Source organism: Hydrogenispora ethanolica, from assembly GCF_004340685.1.
Classification (GTDB): Bacteria; Bacillota; UBA4882; order UBA8346; family UBA8346; genus Hydrogenispora; species Hydrogenispora ethanolica.
Map to the genome: position 1 here is coordinate 68,717 of NZ_SLUN01000027.1, position 10,303 is coordinate 79,019.

10 protein-coding genes are annotated in these 10,303 nt (G+C 48.1%); all 10 read left to right on the top strand.

Features of this window, described 5'->3' with window-relative positions; translation table 11 throughout:
* The first annotated feature begins 134 nt into the window (after positions 1-134).
* The 10 genes from EDC14_RS18945 to rpsU all read left to right on the top strand — a co-directional run bounded on the left by EDC14_RS18945 (position 135) and on the right by rpsU (position 9,988).
* Complete coding sequence (locus EDC14_RS18945) at positions 135-1,238, top strand: LptF/LptG family permease (protein ID WP_132015881.1); 1,104 nt, start codon at positions 135-137, stop codon at positions 1,236-1,238.
* A gap of 1 nt (position 1,239) precedes the next feature.
* Positions 1,240-3,396, top strand: coding sequence for an LPS-assembly protein LptD (locus EDC14_RS18950; protein WP_132015882.1), 2,157 nt, complete (start codon positions 1,240-1,242; stop codon positions 3,394-3,396).
* Positions 3,371-4,021 (top strand): LPS export ABC transporter periplasmic protein LptC, encoded by a 651-nt coding sequence (gene lptC, locus EDC14_RS18955; protein WP_132015883.1) that lies wholly within the window; start codon positions 3,371-3,373, stop codon positions 4,019-4,021. Before EDC14_RS18950 ends, lptC begins: the two co-directional genes overlap by 26 nt.
* Entirely contained in the window at positions 4,018-5,295 is a 1,278-nt protein-coding gene (locus EDC14_RS18960; RefSeq protein WP_132015884.1) for an LptA/OstA family protein, read from the top strand. Before lptC ends, EDC14_RS18960 begins: the two co-directional genes overlap by 4 nt.
* 62 nt (positions 5,296-5,357) lie before the next feature.
* Positions 5,358-6,239: a ribonuclease H-like domain-containing protein gene (locus EDC14_RS18965; RefSeq protein ID WP_165908133.1), complete on the top strand. Its 882-nt coding sequence runs from the start codon at positions 5,358-5,360 to the stop codon at positions 6,237-6,239.
* A 152-nt stretch (positions 6,240-6,391) separates the two neighbouring features.
* A complete protein-coding gene (locus EDC14_RS18970) occupies positions 6,392-7,393 on the top strand; it encodes a 3'-5' exoribonuclease YhaM family protein (RefSeq protein ID WP_165908134.1) in 1,002 nt (333 codons plus the stop codon).
* Positions 7,393-8,004, top strand: a complete 612-nt coding sequence (locus EDC14_RS18975) for a hypothetical protein (RefSeq protein ID WP_132015887.1) — start codon at positions 7,393-7,395, stop codon at positions 8,002-8,004. The genes EDC14_RS18970 and EDC14_RS18975 overlap by 1 nt, the downstream gene beginning before the upstream one ends.
* On the top strand, positions 8,001-9,281 hold the full coding sequence (mtaB, locus tag EDC14_RS18980; RefSeq protein ID WP_132015888.1) for a tRNA (N(6)-L-threonylcarbamoyladenosine(37)-C(2))-methylthiotransferase MtaB: 1,281 nt from the start codon (positions 8,001-8,003) through the stop codon (positions 9,279-9,281). Before EDC14_RS18975 ends, mtaB begins: the two co-directional genes overlap by 4 nt.
* A gap of 69 nt (positions 9,282-9,350) precedes the next feature.
* Positions 9,351-9,695 carry a histidine triad nucleotide-binding protein gene (locus EDC14_RS18985; protein ID WP_132015889.1) on the top strand — a complete coding sequence of 115 codons (345 nt, stop codon included), beginning with the start codon at positions 9,351-9,353 and terminating at the stop codon, positions 9,693-9,695.
* A gap of 113 nt (positions 9,696-9,808) precedes the next feature.
* Complete coding sequence (rpsU, locus tag EDC14_RS18990) at positions 9,809-9,988, top strand: 30S ribosomal protein S21 (RefSeq protein ID WP_132015890.1); 180 nt, start codon at positions 9,809-9,811, stop codon at positions 9,986-9,988.
* Positions 9,989-10,303: the final 315 nt, after the last annotated feature.

A 10,303-nucleotide genomic window follows, 5' to 3' on the forward strand; every position in this document is an offset into this window, starting at 1 on the left:
GTAAATAAGGAAGGAATTTGGCAAAACCTGGCGAAAAATTTATTGTCAGGTTTTTTGTTTTTGGCAATTGTACAAAAGATTGGTAAGTTTTCTTAGCGCATTAAGCGCTTTTTTAATAGGTAGAGGTAGAGACGTTGACTATCAGGGTTCAATTGAAAACAATACACCGCTATACCTGGAATGAATTTCTGCAACAGTTCTTGGTGTGTTGGATTGGATTTACTATTTTGGGGATTGGGAAAATCTTTTTCGATTACAATGATCTTTTCATCGGTTATCGGGTTACGTTAAAGGTTTTATTGACTTTACTTTTAAATCAAATTCCATACCTTTGGATGGATATATTTCCCGCTGCTACGCTGTTCGGGGTCATTTTAGCCTTTGGACGATTATTGCGGGAGAGAGAACTGGATGTAATCCAATTGAGCGGTTACGGGATATTCCATACAATGCTGCCGGTTTTTGTGGGACTTCTGATATTGTGCATCGGTGCTTTTTATTGGAATGATCTCGTGGTGCCCGCAGCCAACCACCGATTCGAAATTGAGGTTAGACGGCTATCTAATCAGCAAGGGTTACCTTTATTAAGAGAGAATGTCGTTTTTAAGGCACCCAACAATCGTTTTGTTTATTTTAACCGGATTGAACATAACTCTGGAAAAATAAAAGGGATTTTGATTATTGAAACGAAAGGCCCTGGCAAATGGCCGCGTCTTATCTCGGCAAATTGGGGGCGGATTCAGCGCGGCATTTGGGAGCTGAACGAGGGGGTTCTCCATGAGTTTGATGCACAAGGAGCGGTTGCTTCTGAGTTGACCTTTCAAAAAATGCAACTCAAAATGGTCGCGGATTATTCGGCAGTCATCGGAGATGAAAAAGGTCCAGCCGAAATGCGAGCGGAGGAATTAAAACGACTTGCGACGCTTTATGGAAAAAGTGGCCTAAACCTCCCGGTTTATTCAGTATTTTTTTATTCCAAATTTGCCGATCCGTTAAGCCCGTTAGTGTTTGCTTTTTTAGCTATTCCATTGACGATTTTGACTGGTCGAAACGCCCGGTTATGGACCGGGATGGTATATTGCTTTTTACTCATTTTAGGATATTATGCACTCCAAGTAGTAGGGCGTACTCTGGGAGTGAATGGACTTGTCCTTCCCTGGCTGGCGGCTTGGGTTCCAAACATTACTTTTTTTATAACCGGCATCATTCTATTGATCCTTTGCGAACAACGGAGGTAAGATGCGAAGAGCATTTTGGGTCCTCGGGATGTTGGTCGTGTTCATTCTGGGGCATTCCGGTCCGGCGCGTGGTGCACTCGACCGCGTTCTTCTTTCTGCCGATGAAGTTCATTATAACTATGAAACAAAACAGATTCGCGCTTTGGGAGCGGTTGTCATTCATTATAAGGAGATTCAAGTCACTGCGGATTGGGCAATTATCGATCAAGAACTAAATTTCCTTTTGGCAACCGGGGAGGTTTGCGTGGAAAAGAACGGGGACCAATTTCAAGGACAGCGGTTTCTCTACAGTATCAAGGAGCAGCAAGGTTGGCTCAGCCCGGCACATACCACAATTACCGGATCCGAAATTGAGAAAGCGGTCCGCTACTCGGCGGAAGAAGCCCTTGTCAAAGAAGAAGAGATCCTTGCCAAAGGGTCATTTTTTACCGGTTGTGACTTGGAAAAACCACATTATCATTTTACCGCAAAAGAGTTGGAATATTATCCCGATAAGCGAATTATTTTACGCCGCGTTTGGTACTGGGAACACGGTCGGCGGCTTATCTTTCTACCTTATTTTTATATATCGCTGGAGGACAAGGAGGATAATTTTGAGTTCGAAGTAGGCCATAATGAAGTGGATGGCTGGTATGCGTTGGTCGGCTATAAATACTTTATGAATGAAAAAAACCGCTTACAGTTTGAGAGCAAGTTCACGGAGCTCAATGGAGATCTGTATTCGGTGAAACACCGTTCGATCCTTTCGAGTCATCGCGAATGGTTTCAGGAATATTACCTGGCGGACAAGTCCGGTCTGGGTTACCCTCAGCCGGAGTACGGAGTTGCTCTGGGATACAAGGATGAAACGGATCCTAAGCGAGCAATGGAATCCAATCTCACCCATTGGCAACGTTCCACTTGGACCGGGAATTCATATCCGGATTACTTGTTTACGCTAGCTTATCGAGGAATGACGCCCTATCCTTACCTGAATTTGCAATATCAAGATACAGGCGAGGATCCGCTCCGCACCATGAATTTTCATGGAAGTTGGAACTACAACCTGGATCCCACTGCTAGCTTGCGTTTTTGGGGGAGCTGGAGCTTTTTGGAGTATTTACGTAATAAAAGCTTAGCTTCGAACAATTATAATAATTTTGTATACGATTTGAATTACCTCAAAAATTGGGATGGATCCAATCTAAATTTAAAGTATAAAGAGACGGCTGTCTTTGATGGCAATACTTATGCCGAGAACGTGAAACCGGATATTACCTATACTGTTCCGTCCTGGCGCATTCCTTATCTCGACGAGATCAGTATTTCCGGTAATTATACCCGATTGGAGCGTTTTCAGAAAGATGTGGTAACTGGAGAAGGCGAACGTTTTGGTCTCGATATGTCAAAGCGCTGGACCCTTGGGGTTCAATGGATTCCCAATTTAACGTTGGCCAATAATCTGTATCTCAGAAAATACCGCGTTAACAACGTTACTTCGGACGTGGCCGATTTAAACTCGGCACTTACTGCAACCAAATATTTTAAGAATAACTTATCTGCGAGTTTGGGAGTGGGTTACAGCATGCTGGACGGGGAGGTCAATGCTCTTTTCAACAGTAAAGACAGCGGACTCCAACCCGGCGGGTTTGCGAATAATCTTTGGGCATTGAACAATGAGCACCTATTTGCATCATTAAACAATGAATATTATTTTCAAACCCAAATAGGCCGTTCAACATTGACTTCTAAATGGATGCCCGCCTCCTCCCAATCGATTGGCCTGAGCACCCAATACGATTGGACTCAGGGTCCGGGTCTGACGAATCTGGAAGCCCGTTACAACTTAAACGAAGAAATGAAGCTGGCACTGCTTCTAGGGTATGATTTTCAATATGAAGCCTGGAATATGAAACAGTTTGAAATGCTCATCGACCGGAAGCTCACTACCAACTGGAAGGTGGAAGCAGCGTTACAGTATAGCATGGTCCAGGAGGATTTTTCGATCGGGAATGTGACATTTACATATGATTGGCACTGCCGCCAGTTGTTATTTCACTATGACTGGACCGACCAATCTTTTTGGTTCCGAGTTATTTTTAAAGCATTTCCACAAGCGAGCTTACAATTTGACAAGGATATGGAATTGTTAAATGATCCGAACTTCTTATCTCAATAAACTTTTATCATTAGGGTTGGTGCTGCTCATTTGGGGTCTCGGATATTTTGGCGGATGGTGGGATTTCATCGTCTCCCCAAAGAATATTACGGATCAGCCTCAATCTTCTGCCAAACCGCGGATGATGATTCATAAAAACACGATTTCCGGGTGGGATAACCATCAAAAAGCTTGGCAGATCAAAGCGGAGAATATTTGGCAAGTTGCTGATGGAAGTATTATCTATTTTGAAACCATCAGCGAAGGAGTCATCTTTTCCGTAGCAGGAGAGCGGCTTCACTTCACAGCGGGTTGGGTTCGATGGGAGAAACCTCATGGCCGACTTTATTTCGGTGACGGCCTCACCGTCAGTCTAAGGGATGGAACGTTGAAAACCCCGGAAGCGATATTGGATTATCGGAACCAGATCATTCGCTCGGAAAAAAAGATTCAATTCTGCGGCGCCGAACTCAGCCTTTCTGCTCAAAAAATGCAAGCGGATATTAACAAGGAAGAACTTGTGCTGGAAGGGGATGTGGAGTTGGAGCAACAAGGCGATAGGATTCAAGCGCAAGGCCTCTTTTATGATTTGAAGGAGAAACGCTACGAGCTTCAAAATCCCAAAGAAATGACGATTCATCTATGAAAAAGGGGCTTTTTTACTTGGCGCTTTTTGGCCTGACCCTTGGATTGTCTTGGGCGGAATCAGAAAGAGTCAGGATTACCGGACTGAATATTCGTGGCGACGCGCAACGTAAAATCACATATATCAGCGGCAATGCCCGGATTGTGCAGAATAAGACGGTGATTACTGCCCAGAGTGCCACGATCGACATGGACCGCAAAAAGGCCATTCTTGAGGGAGGAGTTATGCTTGGTGAGGCAGAGTTCGCCATCGCCGCGGCTCGTTTGGAATACGACATGCGTCAGAAAGTCGGAATTTTTCAAAAGGAAGTCCGCCTAGACTACAAGCCTATAAAAAATCCAGCCGGTAAATTCGATTCGGAACCTTTTCGCTTGTTTTGCCAAGAGCTATACTTGGAAACAAACCATAAGAATTTTAGCGCCATGCGGCAAATACGGTTTGAACATACCAGTTTTACCGGCTCTGCCGATCGCTTTGAATATGAGGATAAACGTCAAGAAGTGCATTTATTAGGCAAAGCGCGCTTGAATCGCCCGCCCCAGAACAAAGCGGGTCAAAATCAAGAGCCATTTCAGTTGCAGAGCGAACAAATTATCCTCATGACAAAGACGAAAAATTTCAGCACCAGCGGGAGTGCGGTTCTGGAGCAGAATGAGTTTCGGGGTACGGCCGAGCGGATCGTTTATCACGACGCCACGCAAGAGATTCAATTTCAAGAACAAGTTTCATTTGACAGATTGGGGAAAGCTGGGGCGAGTGCACAGACTTCAAAAGAACCGTTTCAACTGACCTGTGATCAACTGAATCTCGCCAGCAACACGAAGAATTTTACCGCTATGGGCGCGGCCAGGCTGGTTCAGAGCGATTTTGTGGGAACCAGTGCGCAAATGACATATCTCGATAACCGCCAGGAATTAACGCTGAGCGAAAAGGTACATCTCAGCCGAGTGGTAAAAGCGGGATCCAAATCGAAAAATAAAGAACCATTTGAATTGGAAAGCGCTACATTAGTCCTGTCTGTCAATAATAAAAATTTCATCGCCTTCGGAGAAGCCTCACTCAAACATCCGGATTTTCAGGGCACTGCAGACCAGATCGAATATGATGATGAAAGGCAGCTGCTTCGGATGGTGGGTCACGCCAGCCTGAAACGGCCCGAAGGAGAGATAATTCAGGGCGAACAAGTAACGATCAATCTTGACGATAAAAGTTTTATAGTGAATAATAAAGTTAATCTGAGTTTTGACGTAAAAGAGGAAGAAACCAAGAAATGAGATGGTCGGGTTCATTTTGAGAACCGCGGCGTAGGGTTGCAGGTGAAACAATGCAAGGAGGATTGACGGATTCCCAGTGGTACGGTCAAGAGTTTCGATTGCTCCGGGATGAGGAATTCCGGAACGAGCAAGGCTGCTGCAGGATGGTGGAGTTACAGACTGAACGGGTCCAGTTCCGTTTCCCCGGAAGGGAGACGCTGGAGTCGGACTTTAAGTTGCTCTACGGTGTTGGCGACGCGCTCGCGTCCAAGTTGTATGCCGAAGGTTATCAGTCCTTGCACGATCTAACGATGCACTCCCGTTGGGGACGGGCGGCGCGAGATTTATTGCACCAGATCGATCAGGGCAATGTGGAACGTCTGGCGGCCTACGGTGCATCGGATCTTCAGCTGCTCAGCTTTTTTCAGCCGGAGCGGGTGCTGTTTATCGATATTGAAACCACTGGACTCTATAATATCAATCCTGCCTTCTTGGTGGGGGTTCTGCAATTCTGGAACGGAGGCGGCCGGATCCGGCAGTTTTTGGCCAGGGACTATAGCGAGGAAAAAGCCATCTTGCAAGCGGCGAGCACTCATCTGGGACAGGCAGCGTTGATTGCCAGTTATAACGGAAAAAGTTTTGATCTGCCCTATCTGAAGGGGCGGATGCGATTTCATCAGTTAACCGGGACGGACGCCATGTTTCATATCGACTTGCTCCGCTCGACCCGGCGGAGCTATAAGCATACCTTGCCGAACTGCCGCTTGCTGACGATTGAAAAGTTTTTGCTCGCGACGGAGCGCTTGGACGATCTGCCCGGCTCGATGGTGGCCGATTATTATCACCGGTTCGTTGAGACCGGAGATCAGGCTTGCATTCAAGCGATTTTAAAGCATAATGCCATTGATCTGCTATCGATGGCCAAATTGCTGGGTGTTTTAGTTGCAAATCATGATAAGTCCTAAAAGCGTTGTGATAAACCCGGCTGAAAGCCGGGGATGGTCAAAGCGATTGCTTTTCTGAGCTTTTGCGTTCACCCTGGCCTTCGGACAGGGTTTATCACAACGCTGCTAATGATGACCAACGGATTGGGTTCGATATGGAAAGGCGGTTGGAGATGAAGATTCGGGAGATTGTCGAAGGCGTGTCTGTCTCGGGACAATTTTTGATCGTTGAAAATCAAATGAAAGTTGCCAAAAACGGCAATAGTTATCTGGCCATGAAGATCGGGGATCAAACCGGGGAATTGGCTGTCAAAGTATGGAGTGCCGATGAGGAGACATTCCGTCATTTGGAAGTGGGGAAAGTCATCGAGATTCAAAATATTCAGCCCAAATTGTTTAAGGATCAGATTCAGCTCGAATGGGAAGCGAAAAACCAGGCCGCTTACAAGATTGTCCCCGACGGAGAGGCGGATTATAGCCGCTTTTTGCCGACAGCGCCGGGGAACCTCAACGAGCTGTGGCTGCGGCTGACTCAATATATTGATTCGGTTACGGAATCAAAACTCCGGCACTTATTGGCCTTTTTCTTTGATGATGCCAAATTCGCGGCGCATTTCATGAAAGTTCCGGCCGCGCTAAAACGCCATCATGCTTATATCGGCGGGCTTTTGGAACATACTGTCGGAGTTGCGTCCCTTTGCGCGGCTGCGGCGGCCTATTATCCGCTCGTGAACCGGGATATCTTGCTGACCGGTGCTATTTTGCATGATATTGGGAAAACTAAAACCTATAAACTGGAAAAAGGCTTTGACGGCACGGATGAAGGGAAGCTCATCGGCCATTTGATTTTGGGAGTGGAGATGGTTAGCCAGGCCGTGGCGCAGTCTTTCGGCCCGATGGATGCTGCGGCCGAATCGCTTAAGAATACGTTGCTTCATTTGCTCGTCAGCCATCACGGCATCATGGAATGGGGTTCGCCGGTGGAACCCTTGACGTTGGAGGCTTGCATTTTGCATCATGCTGATAATATGGATGCCCAAGTCACAAAGTTTCTAAAAGTGATGCGCGCCGAGAGTAACACCGTGGGTTGGTCCGCTTTTGATCCGGGTCTGGGACGGTCGATCTGGATGAACGGAATGGTCCGGGAAGAGCGCGAGCTGCCGGAGGAGGCCTGATGGAGAATATCGGCTGGTTTTTGCGGTATCTGCTATGGGTTGGAGTGGGAATGCTCCTCCAATACGGTTTGCGGTGGCCGTCGTGGCTGGTGATGATCGGTTCCTTTGCGACGCTGTTATTGCTTCCACCGTGGTGGAGCCTTAGCCTCGTCTGTGGCTGTTGGATCGGCTGTGCCTTTTTTACGGTACGGCCCGAGTCTTCTCATCCGTCCGAAAATGGCTCCACCTTTACCTGGTTTCAGGTGGTCACCGGATCAGTCTGGGCGTTCAGCGGATTTATGCTGACCCTGTTATTGTTGTGGCGAGTCAAAACGACAAATACGCTCACCCCGGCCGAGTTGGAGATCTTGGGCTGGAGTTTTCTTCTCCTGGTGGAGGTTTGCATTTATAAAAATATTGCCTCCCAGTGTCCGATGCATTACCGGAAGTATTTGAGCGTGGGCATGACCGCGCTAATCTTTTTGATGCTCTTTTATGCAGTTGCCGCGACCAACTTTATTACGAAGTTTCTGACATTCGTCATCATCTTGAACGGCAATCTTTTTTTGCTGACATGGGTCGATCATCCGCTTTTTCAACCGCGGGATCCGTTACTTAGGAGAAGACGATGAAGGTAGCTTTTCATACTTTAGGTTGCAAAGTCAATCAGAATGATACGAATAACCTGATGGCGCTGTTTCAGAAACAGGGCTATCAGGTTGTGCCTTTTGGCCAACCCGCCGATGTCTATGTTGTGAATACCTGCGCCGTCACCCATGTGGGGGAGCGCAAATCCCGTCAGACCATTCGCAAGGCGATCCAAAACAACCCCGAGGCGGTGGTGGCGGTCACCGGCTGTTACGCCCAGACCGCGCCGGAGGAATTGGCGGGGATCCCAGGAGTCAACCTGGTGGTCGGCATGGCCGACCGGCCGCGAATCGTCGATTTGGTGGCTGAATTTCGCGCCACCCACCGCAATCAGATTCAAGTCCGTCCGAACCGGGCGACTTGGGAAGAAATGCCTCAATCCGACGGAGGGGAACGAACCCGGGCGACCCTGAAGATTGAAGAGGGCTGTGATCAATACTGTTCCTATTGTATCGTTCCCTATGCCCGTGGTCCGGTGCGCAGCATGCCGCCGGAACAGGTCATTCAGAGTATCCGGGGATTACTGGCCGAGGATTACCAGGAGATCGTGTTGACCGGGATTCATCTGGGGTCGTATGGCAAAGATTGCAGTTCGAGTCTGGCGCAATTACTTGCGGAGATTGTGGCGTTGGAAGGCCGGTTCCGGGTGCGGCTGGGTTCGATCGATCCGCATGAAATCGATGCGGAACTGGTGGAAACCATCGTCGGACATCCCGACCGCATCTGCCAGAGTCTGCATATCCCGCTGCAAAGCGGGAGCGATCGTATTCTCAAGTTGATGAACCGCCATTACAGCCTGGAGGAGTACGCTGCTCTGCTAGGAGCTTTGCGGGCGGGAAATCCGCTCCTGGCCATCGGGACCGATCTGATCGTCGGTTTTCCGGGCGAGACGGATGAAGACTTTGACGCGATGGCCGCATTCGTCAGGGAGCAGGCCTTCAGCCGGGTGCACGTTTTCCGGTATTCGCCACGGCGCGGGACTCCCGCGGCGCGGCTGCCCGGCCGGGTGAGCGCCGCCGAACAAGAACGGCGCAGCCGGGTCATTCAAGCCATTGCGGCGGAGAGCGGCGCGCGGTTCGCGCGGGAATTCATCGGCCGCCGCGTCCAGGTTTTATTTGAAGAGCAGGAAGGTTCTCTGTGGGAAGGTTTGTCCGGCGAATACCTTCGCGTCAAAGTGGAGGCGGCCGGCGAGTTGCGCAACCGGCTGGTTCCGGTCCTTATTACCGGGAGCCATCAGGACGCTTTGCAGGGAATCATTTAAACTTTCTTCGAAAGATTGCAGGAATTTTTTTTGACAATGTCGAATAAGCCAGAAAAAGGAGCGATCCCCTTGACGGATTGTCTGTTTTGTAAGATTGTTCGTGGTGAAATCCCCAGTCAGATTGTTTTTGAAAACGATCAGATGATAGTTTTCAAAGATATTCAGCCGGTGGCTCCATTTCATTTATTGGCCATTCCCAAACGGCATATTGATAATATTGCCGACCCCAATCTGGTGGATGGCGAGCTTTTAACCGGACTGTTGCAAGGAATCCAGCAAGTCGTAACGGAAATGGGTCTTAAGGAAAATGGCTTCCGGGTGGTTGCAAATTATGGGCGGGATGCCGGCGAAGCAGTGCATCATTTGCATTTTCATATGATTGCCGGTCGCTCTTTGGCATGGCCTCCCGGTTAAGTGATTGACATTTATCCCTTTGATATAGTAAAATATTATAATGTGATTTTGTTTTCGAACCGGACACTGCTGTATGGGTCATGGGTAGGAAAGCAGTGAGGGGAGGGAAATAGTTGGCCACTGAAATTAAAATCGGTAAAAACGAAACCTTGGATAGCGCTTTACGGCGTTTTAAAAGGGAATGTCAAGTTTCCGGCATTTTAGCCGAGGTTCGTAAGCGTGAGCATTATGAAAAGCCTAGTGTCAAAAGGAAAAAGAAATCAGAAGCAGCCAGAAAGCGCAAGTTTAAATAACCCGTCATTGACGGGTTTTTTATTTGCAAGACGGTTGGTCGCCGCCTCGCCGGGTTTGCGACCAACCGCTTTTTATAAGAGGACCCGGCTCTCCAACCGTTCGAAAAAACCTCCCATCATTGATTCTTCCATTGCGAACGTAGCGAAAAGGATGAGATATCCCTTCAGGGATAAATCAGCACTTTAGTTGCGGAAGGAGTATCTCGAGTAATCGAAGGAGTGGGCTTCCCCCGAGAAACTAGACACCAAGTTAAGCACTTTTTCTTCGATTTTCGAAGTATTCCGGGGTCATGCTACCAATTGAAGAATGACGGC

Coding starts and splice junctions, on each gene's coding strand:
- lptC (WP_132015883.1), top strand. CDS start 3,371: ATGATCCGAACTTCTTATCTCAATAAACTTTTATCATTAGGGTTGGTG.
- EDC14_RS18960 (WP_132015884.1), top strand. CDS start 4,018: ATGAAAAAGGGGCTTTTTTACTTGGCGCTTTTTGGCCTGACCCTTGGA.
- mtaB (WP_132015888.1), top strand. CDS start 8,001: ATGAAGGTAGCTTTTCATACTTTAGGTTGCAAAGTCAATCAGAATGAT.
- EDC14_RS18970 (WP_165908134.1), top strand. CDS start 6,392: ATGAAGATTCGGGAGATTGTCGAAGGCGTGTCTGTCTCGGGACAATTT.
- EDC14_RS18950 (WP_132015882.1), top strand. CDS start 1,240: ATGCGAAGAGCATTTTGGGTCCTCGGGATGTTGGTCGTGTTCATTCTG.
- EDC14_RS18975 (WP_132015887.1), top strand. CDS start 7,393: ATGGAGAATATCGGCTGGTTTTTGCGGTATCTGCTATGGGTTGGAGTG.